Below are 23,672 nucleotides of genomic sequence, written 5' to 3' on the forward strand. Positions count from 1 at the left end.
GGCAGCCCTGACGTTAAGCCGGCCAGCCCGCCGAGCCCGCCGAGCCCGGTCTAGCGCGGAACCGGCGCCCACGCGCTCCGGAAGCGGTCCAGCCAGGCGTCGATCTCGCGCAGCGCGGTGTCGTCGACCGCGTAGAGGCGGCGGGCGCCGTCCGGGCGTACGGTGGCGAAGCCGTTGTCGCGCAGCACCCGCAGGTGCTGGGACACGGCCGGCTGGCTGATGCCGAACTCCGCCCGGATCGCGGCGGTCACGGCACCGGAGGTCTGCTCACCGGCGGCGAGCAGCTCGAGGATCCGGCGCCGGACCGGATCCCCGAGTACGTCGAACCCATGCACGAATGAACCTCGGATAAGACCGGGCACCGGCCCCTTACAACCGGTGCCCGGAGCAGTGGATCAGGCGCGGATCCGGTTCCGGATCAGTGCGCCCGACTCGGTCAGCGACCCGGTTCCGGAGAACGAGCCGGCGTTGCATGTGCCCGGCTTGAGCGCGGCACTGCCCTCGCTCGCGTCGGAGAACGTCCAGTTCGCATAGGAGATCTTCAGCCGGTCGAGCAGGTCGAGCCAGGTGTTCGTGCTGGCCGTGTCGACCGCGCCGCCGCCTGTGTAGTCGACCGAACCGAACTCGGTGACGAACAGCGGGATCGAGGCGGCCGCCTTCTCCACCTCGGCGCGGTAGTTGTCCTTGTGCGACGCCGCGTAGAAGTGGAACGCGTACATGATGTTCGCCGCGTTCACCGGGTTGCTGACGATCTCGGACGAGGTCGAGCCCTCGGAGACGCCCAGCGAGGACCAGCCGCGGCTGCCGACGATCACGACGGCGTCCGGGTCGTTCGTGCGGATCACCGGGATGACCTGCTCGGCGTAGCTCTTGATCTGCGCCCAGCTCACGCCGTTCGGCTCGTTCGCGATCTCGTAGATCACGTTGTTCTTCGACGCGTGTTTGGCGGAGACCTCCCGGAAGAAGGTCTTGGCACGCTCCAGGTTGTAGTTCGGGTCACCCGGCGTGAGCGTGTGGAAGTCGATCAGCGCGTAGAGTCCGCGGGCCGTGGCCTTCTCGACGAGGTTGTTGACCTGCGAGGTGAACCCGCTCGGGTTGGTCTCGTAGCCGCCCTCCTGGACGTACATCGAGATCCGGAACAGGTCCGCGTTCCACTCGTTCGCCAGGACGTCCAGCGAGGAATCGGTGTAGCAGCTGGGGAACCACTGCAGGCCGTGCGTGCTCATGCCCTTCAGCTGGACCGCCGCGCCCTGCGCGTTGCAGAGCTTGGTCCCGCAGACCTTCAGCTGCCCGTTGATCGCCACCGGAGTGGTCCCGGCCGGCGGCTGCGTCACGCTGGGGGTCACGCTGGGCGACGCACTCGGCGAAGAGGTGCGCGATGCGCTCGGTGAAGAGCTGGGCGACGCGGTCGCGCTCGGCGAAGAGCTGCGCGACGCGCTGGGTGACGAGCTGGGCGAGGCGGTCGCGCTGGGCGATCCGGTCGCGCTCGGAGACGTGGGTACGCCCAACCCGGTGCAAGCCTTCCCGTTCACGAGACAGCTCGTCGGCCGGCCGGTCCCGTTCACGATGAACCCGAAGCTGGTCGCCGCTCCACCCGCGATCGTCGCGTTCCAACCGGCCGGGGTGAACGTGTACGTGTTCCCGGCCACGCTCATCGATGAGCTCCAGGCCTGGCCGACCGTCGTCCCGGACGGTAGCGTCAGCTCCACCTTCCAGGTGTTGATCGCTGACGACGACTCGTTGCTGACCGTCACCTGGCCCTGGTAACCGCTGTTCCAGGAGTTCGTGACGGTGAACGTCGCGGTCTCCGCGCCGGCCGGCAACGCGAAGAACGCGGTTGCCGACGCGACGGCCACGGCGGCTGCCGTGGCCAGGAGGACTTTGGCTCTGCGTTTCACTGCTACACCTCGGGGGATGGTGTGGGAGAGGGGACTGGGAGCGCTCCCAAGGGTCCCGACTGTAACCCGAGCATCGAGGTGTGTAAAACCGGGCCGGCCACTGTGAACAGCGGCCGGCCCTGTTCATGTCAGTCCTGTAGCGCCACCGGAACCGGCTGTAGTTCCAGGCGTACCGCGGTGCCCGGTGTCAGTGACGGCAGCTGCCCGCTCGGCACCTGGGCGACCACGAGCTGATCGCCGGCCGTCACGGTGACCCGGCTGGTCGGCCCGAGGAAACTGGCGGTCAGCACCTTCGCCTCCGATGTGGCGTCCGGCGTGACCCCGACCGCCTCCGGCCGGACCAGCGCGGTCACCGCCGAGCCGCCGGTGTGCGGCGTGACCAGCGGCAGCCGGGTGCCGAGCACCTCGACCACGTCACCGTGGACGGTGCCGGCCAGGCGGTTGCTGAGCCCGACGAAGTCGGCCACGAACGCGGTCGCCGGCTTCTGGTAGATCTCGGCCGGCGCGGCCAGCTGCTCCAGCTTGCCGGATTTCATCACGCCGACCCGGTCGGCCACCGCCAGGGCTTCCTCCTGGTCGTGCGTCACGAACAGCGTCGTGGTGCCGACCTCGGTCTGAATCCTGCGGATCTCGTCGCGCAGCTGTACGCGTACCTTGGCATCGAGGGCCGAGAGCGGCTCATCCAGAAGGAGCACCTGGGGTTCGATGGCGAGGGCGCGCGCCAGCGCGACCCGCTGCTGCTGGCCGCCGGAGAGCTGATGCGGGAAGCGTTTCGCGAAGCCGGCGAGCCCGACCAGTTCCAGCATCTCGGCCGAGCGCGTGGCAGCGTCCTTGCGGCCGCGCAGACGCAGGCCGAACTCGACGTTGCGCTGCGCGTCCAGGTGCGGGAAGAGGCTGTACGCCTGGAAGACCATGCCCATGCCCCGCTTGCTGGCCGGCAGCCCGGTGACGTCCTTGCCGCCGACCAGGACCCGGCCGGCGTCGGCGTCGTCGAGGCCCGCGAGGATCCGCAGCGCGGTGGTCTTGCCGCAGCCGGACGGCCCGAGCAGCGCGATCAGCTCGCCCGGCTCGATCCGCAGGTCCAGGTTGTCGAGGGCGTGCGTCGCGCCGAAGGTCCGGCGCAAGCCCTCCAGATGCACGGCCACGCCGGTCATGACTTCTCCTTGGCGGTCGTCCGGCGGTCGCCGAACAGGGACAGGACGATCAGCAGGACGAACGCCAGCAGCAGTGCGGCGAGCGAGACGGCGACCGACATGGTGGCGCTGCTCTTGCCGAGGTAATCGATGGCGACCTGCAGGTTGGTGCGGTGCAGCAGCGACGCGATGGTGAACTCGCCGAGCACCAGCGCCACGGTGAGGAACGCCGCGGAGAGCACGGCCGAGCGGATGTTCGGCAGCACCACCCGCCAGATCACCGTCATCCAGCCGGATCCGAGGCTGCGTGCCGCCTCGGCCAGGGTCTTCACGTCGATCGCGGAGAGCCCCGCGTCGATGGCGCGATAGGCATAGGGCAAGACCAGGATTGTGTACGCGAAAACGAGCGTCAGTGACGAGCCGCCGATGAGGTAGTTGACCCACGCGTACACCGGGGCCAGGCCGACGACCAGGACGATCGCCGGGATGGTGAGCGGCAGCAGACAGAGGAACTCGACCAGCGGCCGCAGTTTCGGCAGTCGCAGCCGGACCCAGATCGCGGTCGGCACCAGCAGGACCAGCATGAGCAGCGAGGTGAGCGCGGCCTGGCCGAGCGAGGAGACGATGCCGTTCGCCAGGTCCGGGTACGTGGCGCTCAGCTGCGGCCAGTCCACCAGCAGCGGCCAGGTCTCGGAGTTGCGGGTGCTGAACTCGACCATCGCGGCGAGCGGGAGCAGGAAGAACGTGCCGAGCACGATCAGCACGGTCCAGCGGAAGGCGCGCTGCTTGCGGGCCCGCTTGGCGGCTAGCCCAGCCATTTCGCAGTCCTTTTCTGAAGCAGGGCGTACAGCGTCATGACGACCGCCACCACGATCACCATGCCGAGGGCCATGGCCTTGCCGAGGTTCGCCTGGCCGAGGACGACCTCGCTGGTCAGGGCGCCGCGGATCTGCAGCGGCACGATCGGGCTGCCCTGGCTGACCAGGGCGGCCGCGGTCGCGTACGCGGAGAAGGCGTTCGCGAACAGCAGCAGCGCCGAGCCGAGGAACGCCGGTGCGAGCAGCGGTCCGGCGACCCGGGTCCAGTACTGCCAGGTGCTGCTGCCCAGGCTCTCGGCGGCCTCACGCCACTGCGGCCGGATGCCGTCCAGAGCGGGCAGGAACACGATCACCATGAGCGGGATCTGGAAGTACGTGTAGACGAGGGTCAGGCCGGGGAGCTCGAAGAGCCAGACGCCATTCCCGTACAGATCAATGCCGTGGTCGGACAACCAGAGGGTGAGAAAGCCGGAGAGGCCGATGGTCGCCAGGAAGGCGAACGCCAGGGTGACGCCGCCGAACTGCGCGAGCACGCCGGCCGCCGAGGTGACGACCCGGCGCAGGATGCCGTCCGGGCGGGCGGTGACCAGGGCGTAGGCGAGGACGGCGCCGAGCGCCGCGCCGATCAGCGCGCTCATCGCGGAGAGCGCGATGCTGCGGCCGAAGGCCTCCACGATGTACGCGTCGCCGAGTGAGCGCACGTTGGACAGGGTGAACCCGCCGTCGTCCGAGGCGAACGCCCCGATCACCACGACCAGCGTCGGGATGATCAGGAAGATCGCCACGTAGGCGAAGAACGGCACCGTGCCGAGCAGGGCGGCGCCCCGCAGGCGTGGCCGCTTGGCCACGCGCTGCGGAGCTGCCGCGACGACCTCAGCCAATGGCCTTGGCCCAGTTCGCGGTCAGGTATTCCTTCGCCTTGGTGCTCTGCGCCTCGGTCGGGATCACCGGGGTGCCCTCGATCTTCGGCAGCGCGGCGAACAGGGCCGCGTCGATCGTGCCGGCCTTCTGCATGGCGTCGGCACGGACCGGGCGGGCGCCACCCTTGAGCCACAGGTTCTGGCCCTCGTCGGAGTAGAGGAACTCCTGCCACAGCCGCGCGGCGGCCGGGTGCGGGGCGTCCTTGCTGACGGCCTGGGCGTAGTACGAGCCGAGGACCGAGCCGGACGGGACGAAGACCTTCCACGTCGGGGTCTTCGCCGACTGGGCCGCGTTCAGGTAGTCCCAGTCGAAGACGACCGGGGTCTGGCCGGACTCGATGGTCGCCGAGGTCGGGTCGACCGGCAGGAAGTTGCCGGCCTTCTTGAGCTGGGCGAAGAAGTCCACACCGGCCTTGATGTCGTCGACGGTGCCGCCGTTCGCGATCGACGCGAGCTGCACGCCGCCGAACGCCGCGCCGGCCTGGGTCGGGTCGCCGTTGAGCGCGACCTTGCCCTTGTACTCGGCCTTCAGCAGGTCGGCCACGCTGGTCGGGGCCGGCACCTTGGAGCTGTCGTAACCGATCGACATGTAGCCGCCGTAGTCGTTGACGTACGCCCCGGTGGCTTCCTTGAGGTCGGCCGGGATCTCGTCGAACTTCTCGGTCTTGTACGGGGCGAAGAGCGCGGTGTTCGCGGTCGCCACGGACATGCCCAGGTCGAAGACGTCCGGCGCGGTGTCCTGGCCCTTGAGCTGGGTCGCGGCGTTGATCTCGTCCTGGCTGGAGCCGTCCGGCTGCGCCGAGTTGACCTTGATGGAGTACTTGTCGCCGAACGCCTTGATGATCTCACCGTAGTTCGCCCAGTCCGGTGGGAGCGCGATGACGTTGAGCGCACCCTCCTTCTTGGCCTCGGCGATCAGGGCGTCCAGGCCACCGAGGTCAGCCGCGCTGGTGGCGGTCGCCGCGCTGCTGGACGAGGCGGCGGACTCCTTCTCGGGCGGGGAGCACGCCGTGGAGAGCGAGACTATGGTCGCGGCCGCGAGAGTCACCGCGGCCGTGCGGGAAAACGTGCGCACTGTTGTTCCTCCTTCTGCGCCACCGGTAACGATGTGCGCTGGGTGGATCATGAAAGTGCTGGGTTGAGGGCAGGAGTACGGCAGGAAACCGGACGGCGACATTTGGCCGCGGCAGGGTTTCCTTTGCCTGGACCTCGGGTGAAGGGGGCTCTTTCCGCACCTTCCCACGTCGCCGCCGTGATCGAAAGTGATCTTTGATTACAAGACGGAGAAGGGCCCCGCGCCTCCTGGCGGGGAGGAACGGAGCCCTTCTCCGGTGCCGGCCGTTTTGCTGGGGACAAGTCCGGCCGGCGGGGGGTGCTGACGGCTAGTGGACCGGTGTCGCGGATTGGTTGCCCCGCTGTGACGCGGGTCTCGGTTGTGGCATGATCCGCGATCATGAATCCGGGACGGCTCGCCGCGGTTCTCGGGATCGCGGGCATCGCGGTGCACCTGGCCCTCGCCGGTGAGCACGCGGGACACGCACCGGCTGTCCTCGCCGGACTGGCCGTCCTCGCCCTGGTCTGCCTGCCGTGCGGGTTTCAGCTCTGGAAACGACCGTCGGATCGGGCGGCGTGGATGAGTCTGCTCGCGCTCAGTGTGCTGATGACGTTGCTGCACCTGGGCATGCGGCCGCAGGGAGCGATGCTGTTCACGGTCCTGGCGATCCCGGTGGCACAGCTGCTGCTCGGCGCTGTCTTCTTCGCGCGCCCTGTTACGCGATAGTCCGCGCCTCCCTACCGGTAACTGGCCATGGGTGGATTCCGCGTGTCTGGACACCTCTTGACTACGACCGGATCCATCGACATAGTCCGTATCCATGAATGTGACGTTGTTCCGTTCTTGGAAACAGCGGGCCGCGGCGATCTCGGCTGCCCTCCTCGCTGTGACGTTCGCCGCGACCCCCGCGACCCCCGCGGCCGCTGCGACCACGGCGGTCGCCAGCTACACGACGACCATCAACGGCGACAGTGCCGACGTGTACTACCCGACGACCGGGACCCGGTTGTCGGTGGCGCTCTTCCTCCAGGGCGCCAACGTCGACAAGTCCCACTACTCCACCTATGCGTCGACCCTCGCCTCGTACGGGTTCGTCGTCGCCGTCCCCAACCACACCCGATCCCTGTTCGGCGTGAGCGGCCTCTACCCCGAGGGTGCGCAGGCCGGCTGGGCCGTCGACTGGGCCGACGCCGAGGACGACAACCCGGCATCCCCGCTCTACAAGCGCATCAACGAGAACGAGCTGGTCCTGGCCGGCCACTCGTTCGGAGCCGCCACCGCGCTGAGCATCAGCGCCGGGCTCTGCATCATCCCGTTCTGCGCGATCGCGAACATCGCGCCGAGTGAGCTCGAGGCGGTCGTCACCTACGGCGGCAACAACGTGCTCTACGGCACCGACCTGGTGCTGCCGGTGCTCAACACGGTGCCGGTCGGATACATCCAGGGCACGGCGGACGGGGTGGCCACGACGAGTGAGGGTCAGACCACGTACAACCTGACCGCCGGCACGCCGAAGGCCTTCATCCAGGTCGCCGGCACCAACCATTACGGCATCACCAATGGCCAGAACCCGGCAGGCGCGCTGCCGGACGCCTCCGCGCAGACGCTGAACCAGGCCGTCGGCGTCGAGACGATCGCCCGCTGGTCCGCCCAGTGGCTGCTCGCCCAGACCGGCGACAGCGCGGCGAAGAAGTACGTCTACACCACCGGCGACGCCGCGGACGCGAACGTCACGGTCACGTACGTCAAGTAGGTCCTTCTGTTGACTGCGCGGCCGCGCCCTCTAGGTGCGGCCGCGCCGGCCGCGTTTCACCCCATGGGGTACCGGCATCGGCGCGACCAGATCGTCCGGCCACACCGCCCGGACCGCGCCGTGCGCCTCCCACTCGACGGCGAGCTCACCGAGCTCGGCCGCGGCCCGGGTCACCTGCTCGTCGGACCAGGGGAAGTCACCCCCGTCGAACGAGATCCACGCGTCCCGGGCCAGCGCGGTCACCCGGTCGGCGTCGCCGTCCTCGACCACCTGGTGCACCACCCCGGCCAGCAGCTCCGCCGTGGTCAGAGCGCGTTTGTGCGCTTCGAGCAGCAGCCTGCTGCGCTGCGCGGCGTCGTGCCTCGGTTTCCCGCTGATCAGTTTCATATTGGAGAAGACCCCACCGGCCGCGATAGAGCCGAAGACGCCGTCGCTCAGGCCGAGAGTGCGCTCGGTGGCGAAGTGCGCCAGATCGTGGGGAACCCGATGTTTCCGGTCGTAACCGGGTAGTTGAAGGACCACCCCGTCGCCGCGGTGCACCGTGGCGACGGTCGAGCCGGTACCGCTGTGCGCGAACAAGACCAACATTTCGTCATGCTGCCAGAGGCAACCTCCGCAGGTCATCGCACAGAAGTGACTATTGCGCCCCTCGCTGATTTATGGTCGAACTCATCATGGGGATCTTGCTGAAGGACGCCCCGGCGGCGCTACGGGCCGGCGTCAGCGTGGCGACCCCGCTGCTCGTCGTGCTGCTGCTCGACCGCCCGCACTGGTCGATGTACGCCGCCTTCGGCGCCTTCACCTCTCTTTACGGCCGCACCCGCACCGGTCGCGCCCGCTTCACGATGCAGTCCGGCGCCGCATCAGCCCTGGTCCTGGCGGTCCTGCTCGGCGTACTGATCAGCGTCCTCGACGACCGCACCTGGCTGGCCGTCCCGATGGCCGCCCTGATCGCCGGCGCCGGCACCGCCCTCGCCACCATCGCCGGCTGGCACCCACCCGGCGCCCTCTTCCTGGTCTTCGCCTTCGGCGCCGTAGCGTCGGTCCCGCACCACCTCACGGACCTGCCGGCGGCACTGGGCGTCGCCGCCGCGAGCGCGGCGTTCTCCCTGCTCGTGGGCGCGGTCCCCGCGCCTTCCGATCCAACCCCTTCTGGGGTACGCGTAACGCTGGCGCACGCCTTCCCCGCTTCGCTCACGTGCGCCGCCTCGGCGCTGATGGCCGGCACGATCGCGACGGGTTTCGGCATCGGCCACCCGTACTGGGCCACGGTCGCAGCGGTGGCACCCCTGTCCGCCCAGGGCCGATCAGCCCAGCTGGTCCGGGCGGGCCACCGCATCGCCGGAACATCGGCCGGCCTGGTCCTGGCGGCGGTGCTGCTGGCGCCGGGCTTCGACCCGTACCCGGCAGTGGCGATCCTCGCCCTCCTCCAGGTGGCGGCCGAGCTGGTGGTAGCCCGCAACTACGGCCTGGCGATGCTCTTCATCACCCCGCTGGCGCTGCTGATGAACCAGGTAGCAGCCCCGCGCCCGGCGGCCGACCTCCTCTGGGACCGAGGCCTGGAGACGGCAATCGGTGCAGCCGTAGCCTGCGCCGCCATCCTCACCACCCACCACCTCACCAAACCCCACCCCACCCCCTGACCCGCGTGTCGAGTCAAGGCGCCTATCGCACCCAAAGCCGACACGGCGCGGGGCCGCTTCGCCCGTGTGTCGAGTTGGGGTGCGTATCGCACCTGAAGTCGACACGCGGTCGTGCCTCCCGCGCCGTGTGTCGAGTTGGGGTGCGGACGGCGCCTGAAGTCGACACGCAACGGATGCCACTCGGGTTGTGTGTTGATTTCGGGTGCGGATCGCGCCCTGAATCGACACGCGGTTGGGGTGGGTTGCCTGTGTGTCGATTTCGGGTGAGGGGGCCGGACTGGGCCCCTGCGCTGAGCGCTGGCAGGACCGGCTTACCGGCTGGCGCTTACGGCTGTCCTGCAACGTTTCACAGCAACCACTAGCGCTAGCCGGACCGAACCGGACTGAACTGGCTGGCGCTCATGGCTGTGCTGCAACGTTTCAGCACAGCCACATGCGCCAGCCGGGCGAAACGGGCGGCGGCTATGCCCTGCTTGGCTGCGCGCCTTGCTTGTCTGCGGTGGCTGGCCGGCTCCGGGGCTGGGTTGCTGAAAAGTGAGCATGGAAGAGGGCGCCGTCAACGTGACGGCGCCCTCCGGGTGGAACTTGTTAGCTGGCGGGGTGGCCGTGGGAGCCGCCGCTGGCTGCGCCCTCGCCGGTGGTGGCCGGGGCTGCCGGGGACGCCAGGGCGCCCTTCAGGCGACCCACGGTGTAGACCGCGTGGGCTGCCGCGTCGCCGAGTTCGCTCAGCGAGCGGTTGTTCAGGTTGGAGATGTCGTCGCAGGCCGCGTGGTAGCACGGGTCGTAGGGCTCGCCCGCGACGCCGCCGTACTCCGCTGCCTGCTCGGCGGTCTTGACGCCTTCGGCGCCGCTGAAGAGGCCGCCGGCCGGGATGCCGACCGCGATGAACGGGCCGTAGTCGGAGCGGCCGTCGAACGCCGTCGGGTCGCTGGCGAGGCCCTGCGCGGTGAAGTAGTCGTTGAAGACCGCTTCGATCTGGCCGGAGCCGTCCGGGCCGGCGGTGCCGGTGTCCGAGCCGTCGCCGTCGTAGACGAACCGCACGTAGTTGGGTGAGCCGACCATGTCGAAGTTCAGGTTCGCGTAGATCTTGGCCTGGTCAGCGGCGCTGAGCGTGGTGACGTAGTGCTCGGAGCCGAGCAGGCCCGCCTCTTCCGCACCCCAGAACGCGAACCGCAGCTTCTGGTTCGTCTTCACCTTCAACTTCGCGGCCTGCTCGGCGATCTCCAGGATCGTCGCGGAACCGCTGCCGTTGTCGTTGATGCCCGGACCGGCGGTGACCGAGTCGAGGTGGGCGCCGACGACGAGAACCCTGTTCGGGTCGCCGCCCTTGCTGTCCGCGATGATGTTGCTGGTCGTCGCGTTCGGGTCGGTGAACGTGCTGGTCTGCGCGCGTACCGTCACGGTTCCGGCGGAAGCGGCGGCGGCGAGGGCGCTGCCGTCGGCGAAGCTGAGACCCACCACCGGCAGGTCGAACGGCTCGCCGAGGGTGCCGGTGAGCAGGTCGTCACGGCCCGGCTGGCCCTCGTTGAAGATGATCACCGCGTCGTACCCGGCGGCCTTCGCGTTCTGCGCCTTCACGATGAAGTTGCAGCCACCACGCTGGACCAGGGCGATCTGGGTGACGGTCGCCGACGCCGGGGCGTAGTCGGCAGGCGCGCAACCGGCCAGCGACGACGGCGCCGGGGTGGGCGGCAGCACGTTGTTCAGCGCCGGGACCACCTGACCGGTGACGTCGCCGGTGCCGGAGAAGTCGAACGTGTGGGTCTCGTACGCCGGTCCGGCCGGGGACACCCGGGTGAGCTGGGCCGGAGCGAGCTCGTCGAAGAACGGGAAGATGAACTTCTGCTCGGTGACCCGGTAGCCGGCCTTCTTGAGCGTCTTCTTCACGTAGGCGGCACTCGCCTCGAAGCCGGGCGTGCCCGAGGCGCGGTTGTCGTCATTGCGGTCGGCGATCTTCTGGAACGCCTTCAGATGATCACGCACACCGGAGACGGTGACCGCCTCGCGCAGACGCTTGGAGCTCTCGGAATGGTGGTGCCCGCCACCGGCGGCCGCTGGTTGGGCGGCACCCGCGACGAGCAGTGTCGCGATGACGGGGATGGCCAGTTTTCGCAACGAAACTCTCCTCCGTGCGATGGTCGCGATCCACGCCGGAACCGGCGTGAGCCCGCGACATCGAGGGTTGTCAGCGTCGCTGAGATTAACCCGCTTGGATGCCTGCGGGAAGCGGGGCGGAGTCGCTTGTGCACCGGCGTGTCACTCTTGGTGGAGCGGGTACTCCCCAAAACCTAGCCGGAACGCACCGAACCAGGCGGAGGACGGCATGTCGGAAGCACGGCCAGGCAGCGAGACCTTCGAGTACGCGGGCGCCACCGTCGAGATCGTCGACGCGGTCACCCTGCTCGCGGCGGCCCGGGTGAACCCGGTCGAGCTGCTGCGGCGCTCGACCTGGCCGTCGCCGGTGCAGAGAGTGGACATGACGGTGTCGGCCAACGGCGAGAACCACGTGTTCACCGCCCGGATCTCGGCCGGTGCCGAGCCGATGTCGACCGAGCGGATGCGCAAAATCGTGCTCGGCCAGGACCCGATCGGCCTGCTGCTCTCGAAACGGATCGCGGCCGGCGACCCGGTCGCCACCCGAATCGTCGATGGCGTCGGCACGGCGGCCGCGGCCGCGTACCGGAAATTGGGTCTTGATCGGCCCACCGGGCCGGCGGCCGAACGCGAACCGGGAGTGCTCGCCGACGCCGTGGTGGGTCTGCAGGCGACCGTGACGTACGAGGAGAGCGGGACCGTCGCGCGGCTCGAAGCGCGGATGCCGCGCGACGAGGCCGGCGCCGGCCACCTGCGCGCGTTCGTCACGCTGACGCTGCAGGCGGTGCTGGAGATCAGCGGACCGGACACGCTGACCGGCCGGCACTACGTGGTCAGCCGGGAGACCGTGTCGAAGACGCCGATGACCACCCAGGCGGTCACCCTCGACATGGTCGGTGGCCTGGCCGGCGTGGTGTCGGAACTACGCCAGGTGGCGGTCTCCTTCCGCCATCCGGAGGCGATGGCACGCTGGGGGGCACGCCGCCCTCAGGGCATTCTGATGTACGGGCCTCCGGGCACCGGCAAGACGATGCTGTCCCGGGCACTGGCGAACGAGATCGGCGCCGACTTCCGGGAGATCCGCACCCCGGAGATCCTGGACAAGTGGCTGGGCGGCTCGGAACGCAACATCAAGCAGATCTTCCGGGATGCCCGGCGTTACCGGGTGCCGACACTGATGCTGTTCGACGAGTTCGACTCGATCGTCAGTTACGCGGGCGCCGGTGGTGACGCGGCCAGCCAGGCGCTGAACGCGGTCGCCGGCATCTTCAAGCAGGAGATGAACGACCTCATCGAGGCGAACCCGAACGTGCTGGTCGTGGCGACCACGAACTTCCCGCACCGGGTCGACGAGTCGCTGATCCGGTCCGGCCGGTTCGACATCAAGGTCAGCGTCCCGAAACCGGACGAGACGGCCCGCTCCGAGATCTTCCGCAAGATGGTCCGGGCGCTGATCGCGGTGCACGAGACGCCGGGGTTCCGGATGTTCGCCGAGGACCTGGACTTCGGGGCGCTCGGGGTGGCGGCGACCGGGATGACCGGCGCCGACATCAAGGAGGTGCTGCGGCGGGTCCAGCTGACCAAGGCGATGCAGGACGCCCGGGGCGGGGGAGCGGACCCGATCAGCCAGCAGGAGCTGCTGACGGCGGTGCGCGAGCTGCGCGGAACCCCGTGACGGCTCAGGGCTCCCAGACCTGGACGTTGGCGAAGTGGACGAGCCCGGAGTCCGGGGTGCCGGTGGGCCGTGCCCGGAAGGTGTCGTCCCGCACGACACCGAGGGCGAGCCAGCCGTACTCGATGAAGTCTCCGGCAAGCCGCGTGTGAATCAGCGTCTCGCCGTCGAGGTCGGCTTCGATGTACCGGTCGCGGGCCAGAACGGTGAGCCGGCCGCGGTACGGGTCGCCGTTCGCGTTGCCGAGCGACACCGATCTCGTGGTGATCGTGCTGTCCTCGCCGGGGAAAGGGCGCTCGGCCACCAGCGTCAGGCGGTCGGCACAGACGGCGATCCGGTAAGCGCCCTGGGGCCCGACCCGTAGCCAGACGGCCGCGCATTCTCCTTCGAAAGGCAGGGCGATGTCGACGGCGACGATCGGGTTGGCGAAGTGCATGTCCGGGCCAGGGCAACGATAGAGCGAGCCGGTGGTCCGGCTCGCGACCAGCCCGTTCCATGCGAAGGTGCAGCCGCCGCTCGGGCCGGAGGACGAAGCGGGCTGCCACAGGCCCGGCCCGCTCAGCGGGTCGGCGACCGTCAGCATGCTCAGAGCGCTCGTGGAGTCAGGCCGGGGCTGGTCCGCGAGGACGGCCGCGACGCCGGCGCCGGCGGCTATCGCGAGGACGGCCAGGACGGTGACGGCGGCCATGGTGCGAAGACGGCGGCTCCGGCGCCGCCGGCGGGCGACCCAGGCCCACGCGGCCTCAGCGTCCTCGGCTCTCGCCGCCTCGGCCTCGGCGTTGTTGCGCATGGCGAGAGCGGCCCATTGGACCTGCGGCTGTTCCGCGAGGCTCGCGCCCACGGCCAGCAACAGGGTCAGCAGGTCGTGCGCGCTCGGCCGTTCCTCCGGATTTTTCGCGAGGGCGGTCAGGACCAGGTCCCGCATCGGGCCGTCGAGGCCGTCCAGGTCGGGAGGCTGGGTGAGGATGCGTGCGGCCGTCGCTACCGGTGAGTCCGCCGCGAACGGTGTCGTCCCGGTCGCCGCGTACGCCACCAGCACACCCCACGCGAACACGTCCATGGCCGGGCCGGCCGCCGCCCGTGCCTCGCCGGTCTCGAAGCGTTCCGGCGCCATGTACGCGATCGTCCCGACCATCTGATCCGGCCGGGTGTGCTCGGTCGGCGCCTCGGCCGCCCGCGCGATGCCGAAGTCGATCACTTTCGGGGTGCCGAGGGACAGCAGCACGTTCGCCGGTTTCAGGTCCCGGTGGATCACCCCGGCGCTGTGGATCGCGGCGAGCGCGGTGGCCACCCCGATCGCCACGCTGTGCAGGGCGCCGCCCCGCAGCGGGCCGTCCCGGCGAACCATCTCCTCCAGGCTGGCGCCCTCGACGTACTCGACGACCAGGTACGGCGTCGGATGCTCCGGGTCGGCGTCGAGGACCGCGGCGGTGCAGAACGGCGGCACCTGGCGGGCCCGGCGTACCTCGCTGCGGAACCGGGCCCGGAACGCCGGGTCGGCGGCGAGCTCGGGGCGGATCAGTTTGATCGCGACCCGGCGGTCGTCGGCGTCGTGCGCCAGGAACACCGCGCCCATGCCGCCTTCGCCGAGCCGGGCATGGAGGTGGTATCCGCCGAGGCGGCGCGGGTCGTCCGGCCGCAGGGGTGTGCTCACGGCCACGGACGCTACAAAGGCTCGCCCAGCGGCAAACCGCTATATGTCAGAACTTACTGGTGGATGCCTCATTACGCGCGAACTCCGGGACCCGGGCCGGATGACCGAAGTGGTACCCCTGCGCCCGGCGGTACCCGATCCGGTACAGCTCCTCGGCCTGCTCCGCGGTCTCCACGCCCTCGGCCACCGCGACCAGGCCGAGTCCGTTGGCGACCTGGATCAGCGACGTGGCGATCACCGCGTGCCTGCCGGCCAGGGTCACGTTCTCCACGAACGACTTGTCGACCTTGAGTACGCGTACCGGAAGGGTTTGCAAAAGTCCGAGCGACGAGTGGCCGGTGCCGAAGTCGTCCAAGGCGATCTCCACGCCGAACTCGGTGAGCTCGTGCACGGCCCGGACCGCCGCGCCGCCGCCGAAGACCGCGGTCTCGGTGACCTCGACGATCAGGTCGCCCGGCACCATCCGGGTCTCGGCCAGCACCGCCGCGACCATGCCGGCGAACCCGGGCTCGGCCAGCTGGCGTGCGGAGACGTTGACACCCATCCGGCGGGGTGCGATGCCGCTGCGACGCCACGCGACGTGCTGGGCGCAGGCGGTCCGCAGGATCCATTCGCCCAGCTCGACGATGAGGCCGGTGCGCTCGGCCACCGGGATGAAGTCGCACGGGCTGATCAGGCCGCGGTCCGGGTGCTGCCAGCGGATCAGGCTCTCGACGGCCTCGACCCGGCCGTGCGGCAGTTCCACGATCGGCTGGTAGACCATGAACAGCTCGCCGGAGTCCATGGCGGCGCGCAGCTCGGCGCCGAGGCGGGCCTCCTCGCCGGCCTGGTCGTCCAGGACGGCGGCGTACCGGCGGTGCCGCCCGCCGTCGGCCTTCGCCGCGTACATCGCCACGTCGGCGCGGCGGAGGACCTCCACCGCGGCATGGCCGACCGAAGGGAGGTCATGATCGCGTGGGTTTCGTCCGGGTTTCCCGGAGAGGCGGAACAGGCCGGTGTCGTCGGCGATGCCGACGCTCGCGCCGACCAGCAGGTCCTGGCCGCCGGCCCGCACCGGCCGGTGAATCGCGGCCCGCAGGTGCCCGGCCAGGTCCTCGGCGGCCTCCGCGGTGATGCCGGGCAGCAGCACGGCGAACTCGTCGCCGCCCATCCGGGCCGCGAGGGCGCCGGCCGGCAGCTCGGCACTGAGCCGCTGCGCGACCACGACGAGCAGCTCGTCGCCGACGGCGTGGCCGAACCGGTCGTTGACCGCCTTGAAACCGTTGAGGTCGAGCAGCAGCACGTGCGGTGAGCCCTCGGCGAGCGCGGCGGTGAGCCGGCGTTCGAAGCGGCGCCGGTTGGAGAGCCCGGTCAGCTCGTCGTGCATGGCCAGGTCCTCGAGCTGGCCGGCCTGCGCCTGCACCTGCTTCACGAAACCCCAGGTCCGGGCCAGGACCAGCAGGAACAGGGTGACCGCCCCGGCGCCGATGCCGGCCCAGGCGATGTTCGCCGGGTCCTGGACGCCCTGCATGACGAGCAGGCCGGGCGCGAGCAGCGAGCAGGTGGCGAGGATCGCGAGCCGGCGCCCGCCGACCCGGTTCGCCTCGACGCCGCTGCGCGGTCTCTGGCGCATGCTGGGATGCAGCGCGGCGGCCGCCCAGCAGATGTACGCCATCAGGAACCCCGAGTCGACGAACCCCCCGGTGTACTCCGCCGAGCTGGACATCGTCGTGTAGATGAGATCGCAGGTCAGCATGAGCATCGCGCCGACCGCGAGCAGCCGCAGGCTCGGTGTGCGGTTCTCGGCGCGGGTCAGCATCCGGGCGGTCGCGGCGGTCAGCAGCACGTCGGAGAGCGGGTACCCGATGGTGACGAGCCGCTCCAGCACCGGCGAACCGGCGTCCTCGAGCGTCGGCCCGACCACGAACACCCAGTAGATGAGCCCGATCCCGGTGGAGATCACCGCGGCGTCGATCAGGCCGCCACGGTCCCGGTCGCCGCTGCCGCGGCCCAGCCGCGACAGACCCGCGAAGAGCATCGGGTACGCGCAGAGATAGAGCGCGTCCGCCCAATAAGGGTACGGATATTCGCCCAGCCGCAACTCGGTGACGTCATACGTGACGTCCCCGGAGACGAAGATCGCCACACCGCTGCCGAAGAGCAGCCAGGCGCCCCGGTGCTCCGGGCGGTTCCGCAGGATGCCGAAGAAGAGCATCAGCACCGACGAGACGCCGACGGTGTTGACGTAGATCTTCGCCGGCACGCTGTCGTCGGGCACGAGCGGGAAGCACAGGGCAGCGATCGTCGCCACCACCAGCCAGCCCGACCAGAGCTGAACCCGAACGTTCCGCACGATTGGAGATCGTCCCAGGCCGCCGGTGTCTGAGGACGACCCGGGTTGCATGGTGGGTGCTCAGCAAAGTCCGGCCGGTGCCGAACAGGAGGCTGTGGGGTGGTTCCGTCCGCTTGCGGCGTTTCGGCGCGGAGAGCTGCCACCCACGTTGATGCTGGTCGCGCTGATGCTCGTGGTGCTCGCCGCGCCGGTTTACCTGATCACCCTGCGCGCCTTCGACCAGCTGGAACGCAACGAGCTGGGCCGCGAGGCGGAGGAGCTGCGGGTGGCGATCGCCGCGCACGCCCAGCGGCTGCGCGACTTCGGCGTCACGAACTCGATCTGGACGAGCCTGTACCAGGACATCGCGGCCGGTGACGACGAGCAGTTCGCCGTCGACCTGCCCCCGTCGGTGCTGGGCGACCAGTACGGCATCACCGCAGCGGTCGGCGTCGACGCCACCGGCACGATCCGGGTCGGCGGCACCATGCGGGACGGGAAGTACGCGCCGATGCCGTCCGGGTTCGCCGACCCGGCCACCATGCTCGAATACATCCGGCCCGCGGCCGAACCGGGCGACGGCTTCTGCGGCCTGACCAGCGTGACCGGCGAACCGGCCGAGTTCTGCAGCTTCGCGGCGTACCAGGACCAGGGCGCCGGCGACCCGAAGGGCGCCCTGCTGATCGTGCGGGCGCTGGACGCCGCGGCGGTGGCGTCGCTGGCGGGGCAGACCGACGACTCGATCACCCTGCGGTCCGCGCCGCGCGAGGGCGCGCAGGCGCTGCGCGAGCTGGCCAGTCCGTTCGGCACGATCGGGGTGACCACCACGACGGTCGGCGACAAAATCGCGGTGGCCTGCACGATCGTCGGGGTGGACGGCGTCGCGGTGACCCTGGAGTCGTTCAACGACCGGCCGATCCACGTACTGGCCCAGTCGACGCTGCTGCGGCTCGGCATCGTGGTGCTGATGACCGTCGCGCTGGCCGGGGCGATGATCGCGATGGCCCAGCGCCGGGCCGTCCGGGTCCAGGTGCGGCCGCTGCGGAAGACCACCGAGAAGATCCGGAAGTCCGGTGACCTGACGCTGCGGGTGCCGCCCGCGAACAGCCCGGATATCGACGCGCTGGGCGGCGCCATCAACGACATGCTCACCGCGATCGAATGGGACACCACCGAGATCGAGAAGATGAGGGTACGCGAGACCGCCGAACACGAGGACCGCCTGCACGAGCAGGAGGAGCACCGCCGGGAGACGGCCGAACGGGTCCGCGCCGAGTCCGAGCAGATCATCAGCGGGGTGTCCGGCCGGCTCGGCGACGCGGTGCGCGGTGTCGACGCGGTACGCGCCTCGGTGGCCGACATCAACGCGGGTTCGGCTGCCGCGCACGCCGCCACCGAGCGGATGGCCGGCAACGCGGCGCAGGCCGACCGGGCCGTCGAGGCGCTCACCGTGACCCTGCCGGCGACCCGTGACCTGGCGGCGCTGATCGGCTCGATCGCCGGGCAGACCCGGATGCTCGCGCTGAACGCCACCATCGAGGCGGCCCGCGCCGGACCGGCCGGTCTCGGCTTCGCGGTCGTCGCCGACGAGGTCCGCAAGCTGGCCGACGACACCGCCGAATCCGCCGAGCGGATCACCGCGACGCTCGGCATGCTGACCAGCACCGCCACCGACGTCTCCGGCGCGGTCGCCACGATGACCGAGGCGATCGGACGCGTCCAGGAGGCGATCGGCCAGGTCAGCTCGGTCGCCGACGACCAGCAGCGGACCATCAGCGCGCTGGTCGACCAGGTGCGTGACGCGCTCGGCGGCATCGGTGAGCTCGCGGCCGGACCGGCCCCACAGGTGCTTCGCAGCGGCGATGTGGGGTAATGAGCGCCTATGCCGACCACCCACTCCGACATCGACATCGCGGCCCGTAACCGGGTGGCCTTCCCGCTGCTCGTCCCGTTCGTGCTGATCGCGGCGCTGGTCGCGGTGCGCTGGGCGCCGCTGCACACCCTCGACGATACGGTTTCCGACCGCATGCACGCGGCGGCGCTCGCGGGTGCCGGCTGGGTGGACGTGTCGACGTGGCTGACCCACATCCTCAGTCCGACCAGCTGGCGGCTCGCCGTACTGGTTCTGGTGATCTGGCTCTTCCGCCGCGGCGCGCGGTCGGTAGCGCTCTGGGCAGCCGGCACGATGATCGTCGGCGGTGTGCTCGGCGCCGTCCTCAAGCTGGTGTTCAGCCGGGCCCGCCCGGAGTTCCTGGAGCCGATCGCGAAGGCGTCCGGATACGCGTTCCCCTCCGGGCACGCTCTCAACAGCGCCCTCGGCGCCGCGATTCTGTTGCTGGTCCTGCTGCCGATCCTGCGCGGCCGGCCCGGTGCCCGCGCCGCCCTGTGGACCGCGATGATCGTGCTTCCGCTGGTCACCGCCCTGACCCGGGTGGTTGTCGGCGTGCACTGGCTCAGCGACGTGACGGCCGGCCTCTTCCTCGGTGCCGCGATCGCTGTCGCTTCGGCTGCCGTCTATTCCCGGAGAGGTGTTCCGGAGCCCGTCACCGGGTAATGCGGCGGTCGTGGTCGCACTAGCTAAGCAAGCTCTCATCCGGATCGTGCTGCCGATCGGCATCCTGTTGCTGTTCCTGATCGGGCTCGGGCTGCTGCTCACCCATCAGGCGGCGCACTGGTGGCCGCTGACGATCGAGGACGGGGTGAACCGGGAGTTCGCCGGGGACCGCGTCGAGCCACTCACCCAGATCTCCGGCTGGGTCAGCGCGGTCGCCAACACCGGCTGGATCATCGCGGTCACCGCGGTCGTCGCGGTGATCCTGCGGCTGGTGCTGCACCGCTGGCGGGAGTCGGTCTTCCTTTGCCTCGCGGTCACCGCGCAGGCCCTGGTCTTCTTCTTCACCACGAAGGCGATCGACCGGCCGCGCCCGGACGTGGAGCGTCTCGACGCCTCGCCGCCGACCTCCAGCTTCCCCTCCGGGCACACGTCGGCCTCGGTCGCGCTCTACCTGGGTCTGGCGTTGCTGCTGGCCGGGCTGGTCCGGCACACCTGGCTCAAGGCGCTCTGCTGGGCGCTGGTCCTGGTACCGGTCGCGGTGGCGTTCTCCCGGATGTTCCGGGGCATGCACCACCCGAGCGACGTCGTCGCGGCGTTCATCAACGGCATCACCTGCGTGATCGTGATGTCCCGGGCGATATTGGATCGCGCGGTCTCCTGGCGACTGCCTAGGGTGAAGGGATGGCCACGCTCGATTTCCCTTCCCCGCCCGCGCCGAACGGATACAGCCACGTCGTCGCCGTCACGCCGGGCAGCCGTCTGATCGAGGTCGAGGCCCTCGCCGCCGTCGCGTCATGAGCGCGGCGATGCGGTTCACCAAGTGGGGCGGCTCGCTGCACTGGCACTATCCGCTGGAGCCTCTCGGCTCCGATGCGCACGGTCTGTGGTTCGGCGCGCGCTCCGGGACGATCATGACCAGAGGGTACGAGGAACCGGTCCGCCAGCCGCACGACTTCATCACTCTCGTGCCGAGGGTGGGGGACTGGATCGCCAGCTTCAACCCGTCGACGGCCGATACGGATGTCTCCGTCTACGTCGATGTCACGACGCCTCCATCGTACGAAGGTGGGGTGGTCCGTGCCGTTGATCTTGATCTTGATGTGGTCCGGCTCTTCGACGGCTCGGTGCGGGTGCTCGACGAGGACGAGTTCGCCGAGCACCAGATCCTGTACGGGTACCCGCCGCCGGTGATCGCGCAGGCCCGCGCGACCACCGACGACCTGGTCAGCCGGCTGACCGCGGCGATCGAGCCGTTCGAGACGGCCGCCGCGGCCAGGCTGGCCGCCTATGTCGATCAGCTGTAACTGAGCAGGCTCGCGTTGATCTCTTCCCACTTGGCGCGCAGCTCGGCGACGATCTCCGGGTGCTTCGCGGCGAGGTTGGCCTGTTCGCGAGGGTCGGTCTCGACGTCGTAGAGGGCGTCGCTGGTGGACAGGCGGAGATATTTCCACTTGCCGCGGCGCAGGGCGCGGTTGGCCCGGGTACGCCAGAACAGGTCCCGCTCCGGGGCGTCCGAGCCGCGCAGCAGGTAACCGGCGAGGCTGGAGCCGTCCAGCGGGAAGTCCGCGCTCGGCTCGGCGCCGGCGATCTCCAGCAGGGTGGCCGTCCAGTCGTGGGTGACGACCGGCTCGTGGCTGACCTGGCCGGGACGGATCCGGGCCGGCCAGCGCAGGATCGTCGGCACCCGGATGCCGCCCTCCTGCAGGCTGCCCTTGTTGCCGGTGAGCGGCCAGTTGTACGAGAACCGCTCGCCACCGTTGTCGCTGGCGAAGACGACGAGGGTGTTCTCCTCCTGGCCGGTCTGGCGCAGCGCGTTGAGCACCTGCCCGATCCGCTTGTCCAGGTTCTCCACCATCTTTGTGTACGTGTCGAGCGAGCCACCGTCGTAGTGGAAGATCGCCTGGGCGTTGCCGGCCTTGATCTTCGCGGTGATCTCTTCGCTGATCTTCTGGTCGCCAGGGGCTTCCCAGGGCCAGTGCGGGCTGGTGAAGTTGAGGTTCAGCAGCCAGGGCTTGTCATGCTTTTTACGGACATATTCTTCGGCCTTGTCGGCGATGACGTCGGTGTAGTACCGGCCGTCGTTCGGGACCTCGGTCTCGCCCTCGAACAGGTCATATTTGCCGGTGTGGCTGTACTTCGAGTAGTAGTCGACACCGCCGGAGTAGTTGCCGAAGAAGTAGTCCCAGCCGGTGCGCAGCGGGCTGAAGTTCGGCAGGAAGCCGCCGTGCCACTTGCCGATCAGGGCGGTCGCGTACCCTTTCGCGCGCAGGAGCGAGGCCAGCGTCGGGTGGGTCGCGGGGATGCCGTCGCGGTCGTTGACGGCGCCGATCGGCTCGGGCAGGCCGCCGGGCGTGCGGCCCGGGTACCGCCCGGTGTAGAGCGCGACCCGGGTGGGCGAGCAGACCGCGCCGGCCGAGTACCCCTGGGTGAAGCGGACGCCGCTCTTGGCGAGCCGGTCCAGGTTCGGCGTCGCGATGTCCGGCGAGCCGTAACTGCTCAGGTCGGCCCAGCCGAGGTCGTCGGCGAGGATGAAGAGAATGTTGGGGCGCTTGCCCTTGCCCTTGGCGGTCGTTGCCGCGAACGGCTTCTCATCCTGGCCCTTGTCCGGGCTGCCGGCGAAGGCGGCCTCGGCGGGCAGGGCGGTGGCGGCGGCAGCGCCGGCGAGCGCGCCGAACACGCCCCGGCGGGTGGTCCCACGGTCAGTCACGTCGTCTCCTGTGGATCGAGGAAGGCGCTCCGAGATTAACCACCATCTCGATAGGAGTAAAGGGTTATCCCAAACCGGGAATCCGGCCGGCGGAGAGCGCTGACGACAAGGGCCACGCCGAGCAGGAGAAGCGTCGCGCCGAGCGCCGACCAGAACCGATCCCAGCGGTTCGGCGCACTGTCCACGTCCACGTATGCGTACGTGGTGTAGGCGCCGTCCGAGTCCGCAGCGATCGTCTCGAAGGTGTCCACGCCGTACCGATACGCGTCGACGTGGAGTTCCCACTGCCGGATGTCCGGCGGGCCGGGCTGGGCCGACACCAGGTCGTTGCCGCCGGCTGAGGACATCGCGCCGACCACGAGCAGGGCCAGCGGCACCAGGCCCGCGGCGGCGGCCAGCAGCGGCCCGCGGCGCAGCACCGCGGCGTTGATGGCGAACCCGGCCAGGATGAGAACACCGGCCGGGATCAGCAGGAGGCTCGCCCGGTTCCCGATGTTCGGCGGAATCTCACCCGGCCCTACGTAGACGTTGACCACCTGCTCGGCGCCGAACATCACCACGGTCGCCCCGAACACGCCCGCCGCGATGAAGCCTGCGGCGGGGTGTTTGGAGGGACCGCTGTTTGGCGGGTTGTTTTTTGGCGGGTTGTTTTCCGCCGCGCTGTTTTTTGGCGGGTTGTTTTTTGGCGGGCTGGGCTGCGCCGGGTTGTTTTTCGCCGGGCTGGGTCTTGCTGGTCCGCGGCTCTGAGCCTGCTTCAGGACGGCCAGTGCGAGGGCTGCCACGCCGCCGGTCAGCAGGCCCAGTTCGATCAGGCCCAGGAGGCCGTCGCCGCTGGTCAGATCGGCGGTAGCGCCGGTACGCGCCTCCACCAGGCCGACGCCGGCCGCCAGCAGGGCCAGCCCGGTGACCAGCGCGGGGTGCGGGCGGCGCCAGGTCAGCACATAGGCCAGCAGCGCGCCCAGCGTCAGAGCCCCACCGAACGGCAGGAACCCCTCACCGGTGAGGAACAGCCCGAAGACGTACAGGGCGCCGGACGCCAGGAACGAGAACACAAAGAGCACCCGAGCATGCTCGCCCAATCCACAACGTGCCGCTATCCCGCCGAGGGCCGCCGCCACCCGGCCGCCCTCCGAAGCTGAGAGGAAACAGCCGCAGTACGCCACCCCGACAATCCGCCCGAAGCCGGCTGGCGCTTGTGGTCGCGTGCGGTGCTTCGGTGCTTCGGTGCTTCGGGCGGTGGGGCGGTGGGGCGGTGGGGCGGCGAGCCGTAGCTCAGCCCTGTTATGGGCCAGCGATAACGTGCCTGGACGACGGCTCATGTCCCGCGGCCGTCGTTCAGGCGCGTTATGAAGGTCCGATGACATCTCTGAGCTACAGAGAGGATTGGTGGTGAGCACCTCCCGCCCGGGGTCTGACCCACTGAGCTACTGACTTCGGGTCTTCGAGCCGATCTGTCGGCTT

At 69.8% G+C, this 23,672-nt stretch carries 19 protein-coding genes and 1 pseudogene; 8 read left to right on the forward strand and 12 right to left on the reverse strand.

The genetic code is table 11. From position 1 onward, the window contains the following. Positions 1-65: 65 nt before the first annotated feature. From B0I29_RS06810 to B0I29_RS06835, 6 genes and pseudogenes are all read right to left on the reverse strand, one after another. A pseudogene (locus tag B0I29_RS06810) lies at positions 66-335 on the reverse strand (ArsR/SmtB family transcription factor); the annotation flags it as partial. A 60-nt stretch (positions 336-395) separates the two neighbouring features. Continuing rightward, complete coding sequence (locus tag B0I29_RS47775) at positions 396-1,898, reverse strand: cellulase family glycosylhydrolase (RefSeq protein ID WP_111647957.1); 1,503 nt, start codon at positions 1,896-1,898, stop codon at positions 396-398. A 128-nt stretch (positions 1,899-2,026) separates the two neighbouring features. Next, a complete protein-coding gene (locus tag B0I29_RS06820) occupies positions 2,027-3,052 on the reverse strand; it encodes an ABC transporter ATP-binding protein (RefSeq protein WP_111647958.1) in 1,026 nt (341 codons plus the stop codon). Continuing rightward, positions 3,049-3,849, reverse strand: a complete 801-nt coding sequence (locus B0I29_RS06825) for an ABC transporter permease (RefSeq protein WP_111647959.1) — start codon at positions 3,847-3,849, stop codon at positions 3,049-3,051. The genes B0I29_RS06820 and B0I29_RS06825 overlap by 4 nt, the downstream gene beginning before the upstream one ends. Next, positions 3,837-4,697 carry an ABC transporter permease gene (locus B0I29_RS06830; protein ID WP_111648057.1) on the reverse strand — a complete coding sequence of 287 codons (861 nt, stop codon included), beginning with the start codon at positions 4,695-4,697 and terminating at the stop codon, positions 3,837-3,839. Before B0I29_RS06830 ends, B0I29_RS06825 begins: the two co-directional genes overlap by 13 nt. 25 nt (positions 4,698-4,722) lie before the next feature. After that, a complete protein-coding gene (locus B0I29_RS06835) occupies positions 4,723-5,844 on the reverse strand; it encodes an ABC transporter substrate-binding protein (protein WP_245972287.1) in 1,122 nt (373 codons plus the stop codon). A gap of 378 nt (positions 5,845-6,222) precedes the next feature. Here B0I29_RS06835 and B0I29_RS06840 point away from each other — a divergent pair, with 378 nt between their 5' ends. Both B0I29_RS06840 and B0I29_RS06845 read left to right on the forward strand, forming a co-directional pair. Continuing rightward, the gene (locus tag B0I29_RS06840) at positions 6,223-6,549 is read left to right on the forward strand and encodes a hypothetical protein (protein WP_111647961.1); all 327 of its coding nucleotides are present in this window, start codon (positions 6,223-6,225) and stop codon (positions 6,547-6,549) included. A 94-nt stretch (positions 6,550-6,643) separates the two neighbouring features. Then, positions 6,644-7,576, forward strand: coding sequence for an alpha/beta hydrolase family protein (locus B0I29_RS06845; RefSeq protein ID WP_111647962.1), 933 nt, complete (start codon positions 6,644-6,646; stop codon positions 7,574-7,576). A 30-nt stretch (positions 7,577-7,606) separates the two neighbouring features. On the opposite strand, the gene B0I29_RS06850 is transcribed toward B0I29_RS06845, so the two are convergent. After that, on the reverse strand, positions 7,607-8,164 hold the full coding sequence (locus tag B0I29_RS06850; RefSeq protein WP_111647963.1) for a hypothetical protein: 558 nt from the start codon (positions 8,162-8,164) through the stop codon (positions 7,607-7,609). 86 nt (positions 8,165-8,250) lie between these two features. On the opposite strand from B0I29_RS06850, the gene B0I29_RS06855 reads away from it, so the two are divergent. Next, positions 8,251-9,219, forward strand: a complete 969-nt coding sequence (locus tag B0I29_RS06855; RefSeq protein ID WP_181557714.1) for an FUSC family protein — start codon at positions 8,251-8,253, stop codon at positions 9,217-9,219. Between the two features lie 588 nt (positions 9,220-9,807). Here B0I29_RS06855 and B0I29_RS06860 read toward each other — a convergent pair. Next, a complete protein-coding gene (locus B0I29_RS06860) occupies positions 9,808-11,334 on the reverse strand; it encodes a M28 family metallopeptidase (RefSeq protein WP_221402285.1) in 1,527 nt (508 codons plus the stop codon). Between the two features lie 208 nt (positions 11,335-11,542). Between B0I29_RS06860 and B0I29_RS06865 the strand changes: the two genes are divergently transcribed. Then, positions 11,543-12,988: an ATP-binding protein gene (locus tag B0I29_RS06865; protein ID WP_111647966.1), complete on the forward strand. Its 1,446-nt coding sequence runs from the start codon at positions 11,543-11,545 to the stop codon at positions 12,986-12,988. 4 nt (positions 12,989-12,992) lie between these two features. On the opposite strand, the gene B0I29_RS06870 is transcribed toward B0I29_RS06865, so the two are convergent. Both B0I29_RS06870 and B0I29_RS06875 read right to left on the reverse strand, forming a co-directional pair. Further along, entirely contained in the window at positions 12,993-14,639 is a 1,647-nt protein-coding gene (locus tag B0I29_RS06870; RefSeq protein WP_111648058.1) for a serine/threonine-protein kinase, read from the reverse strand. A 46-nt stretch (positions 14,640-14,685) separates the two neighbouring features. After that, positions 14,686-16,971, reverse strand: coding sequence for a putative bifunctional diguanylate cyclase/phosphodiesterase (locus B0I29_RS06875; protein WP_245972289.1), 2,286 nt, complete (start codon positions 16,969-16,971; stop codon positions 14,686-14,688). 151 nt (positions 16,972-17,122) lie between these two features. On the opposite strand from B0I29_RS06875, the gene B0I29_RS06880 reads away from it, so the two are divergent. The 4 genes from B0I29_RS06880 to B0I29_RS06895 are packed head-to-tail and all read left to right on the forward strand — an operon-like array spanning position 17,123 to position 20,808. After that, positions 17,123-18,823: a methyl-accepting chemotaxis protein gene (locus tag B0I29_RS06880; protein ID WP_111647968.1), complete on the forward strand. Its 1,701-nt coding sequence runs from the start codon at positions 17,123-17,125 to the stop codon at positions 18,821-18,823. Between the two features lie 9 nt (positions 18,824-18,832). Next, a complete protein-coding gene (locus B0I29_RS06885; protein ID WP_111647969.1) occupies positions 18,833-19,504 on the forward strand; it encodes a phosphatase PAP2 family protein in 672 nt (223 codons plus the stop codon). Between the two features lie 10 nt (positions 19,505-19,514). After that, positions 19,515-20,267, forward strand: coding sequence for a phosphatase PAP2 family protein (locus B0I29_RS06890; RefSeq protein ID WP_111648059.1), 753 nt, complete (start codon positions 19,515-19,517; stop codon positions 20,265-20,267). Between the two features lie 31 nt (positions 20,268-20,298). Further along, a complete protein-coding gene (locus tag B0I29_RS06895) occupies positions 20,299-20,808 on the forward strand; it encodes a ribonuclease FAU-1 family protein (RefSeq protein ID WP_111647970.1) in 510 nt (169 codons plus the stop codon). Here the strand turns inward: B0I29_RS06895 and B0I29_RS06900 are convergent. Both B0I29_RS06900 and B0I29_RS06905 read right to left on the reverse strand, forming a co-directional pair. Then, positions 20,799-22,211, reverse strand: coding sequence for a sulfatase-like hydrolase/transferase (locus tag B0I29_RS06900; RefSeq protein ID WP_245972291.1), 1,413 nt, complete (start codon positions 22,209-22,211; stop codon positions 20,799-20,801). The genes B0I29_RS06895 and B0I29_RS06900 overlap by 10 nt on opposite strands. Positions 22,212-22,246: 35 nt before the next feature. Then, on the reverse strand, positions 22,247-23,272 hold the full coding sequence (locus tag B0I29_RS06905; protein ID WP_111647972.1) for a hypothetical protein: 1,026 nt from the start codon (positions 23,270-23,272) through the stop codon (positions 22,247-22,249). Between the last annotated feature and the right edge of the window lie 400 nt (positions 23,273-23,672).

Source organism: Actinoplanes lutulentus, assembly GCF_003259845.1.
Lineage (GTDB): Bacteria > Actinomycetota > Actinomycetes > Mycobacteriales > Micromonosporaceae > Actinoplanes > Actinoplanes lutulentus.